This is a genomic window from Cobetia sp. (genome assembly GCF_983723665.1).
Genome location: NZ_CFDJES010000026.1, coordinates 22,831 through 24,036, shown reverse-complemented (window position 1 = coordinate 24,036; position 1,206 = coordinate 22,831). Strand labels below are relative to the sequence as shown.

Genomic DNA, 1,206 nt, shown 5'->3' with positions numbered 1-1,206 from the left:
TCGGCGAAGGCGACGAACTCGTTGAGCACCAGCTTCTGACCGATGAAGCTACCCGCCTGGATGGCTTCGTGCCACGGCACGCCGATGACCCAGGCCACCGGGGCGAAGGCATAGCCCAGCAGCAGCTGCAGCGTGATGTCTTCATAGCCGAACAGGCCGCTGACCCAGCCGACGATGATGTTGCCCAGCGCGATCAACGCGATGAAGGCCAGCAGCATGCCGCCGACATTGATCGCCAGCTGCACGCCAGAGGCCGCGCCGGAGGCGGCGGCATCGATGACGTTGGTCGGGCGATCGATGTCCTTGCCCAGCGCTTCTTCGACGCTCTGGGTCTTGGTCTCGGTCTCCGGGATCAGCATCTTGGCCATCAGCAGGCCACCCGGCGCCGCCATGAAGGAGGCTGCCAGCAGGTACTTGAGGTCGATGCCCAGCGAGGCATAGCCCACCAGCACGGAACCGGCCACCGAGGCCAGGCCACCGGTCATCACGGCGAACAGCTCCGAGCGGGTCATGCCGGCGATGAACGGACGCACGACCAGCGGGGCTTCGGTCTGGCCGACGAAGATGTTGGCGGCCGCGGACAGGGACTCCGGACGGCTGGTGCCGAGCACCTTCGACAGGCCGCCGCCGAGCACGCTGATCACGACGTTCATCACGCGCAGGTGATAGAGCACCGCGATCAGTGACGAGAAGAACACGATGATCGGCAGTACGCGCAGCGCGAACACGAAGCCGCCGCCGCCGAAGACTTCGAACATCTTGTCGCTGACCAGGCCGCCGAACAGGAAGTCCATGCCGACGTTGGCACTGGACATTACGGCCTGTACACCTTCGCTGAGCCCAAGCAGCATGCTCTTGCCGGCAGGCACGTAGAGCACGAAGATGCCCAGCATCGCCTGGATGGCAAAGGCACCCAGTACGGTGCGCAGGCTGATGGCGCGTCGGTTTTCAGAGAGAAGGAAGGCAATCCCCAGCAGGGCGAAGACGCCCACCAGGCCCATGACGATCTGCATCAAGCAGCTCCTGAATGCGTAGGTGTTACGTTGAGGACAAGGCAATAGCGCTGGCCACAGGACGGTATGGCCAAAACTGGCGCGTACTCTACCAGTATTTTTGCCCTCTGTCGGAGTCTGCCACTAACGTTTGACGCATTTTTTGTGAATCGCGCGAGGCGTGCCTGCGTCAACACGCACGAGGCCCGCCATG

Annotated in this window: 1 protein-coding gene; it reads right to left on the bottom strand. The window is 63.3% G+C overall.

All coding sequences use genetic code 11. The features are described from left to right. A partial coding sequence (locus AC4FAH_RS04565; RefSeq protein ID WP_490245704.1) for a NupC/NupG family nucleoside CNT transporter occupies positions 1-1,013 on the bottom strand: 1,013 nt, incomplete at its 3' end. Between the last annotated feature and the right edge of the window lie 193 nt (positions 1,014-1,206).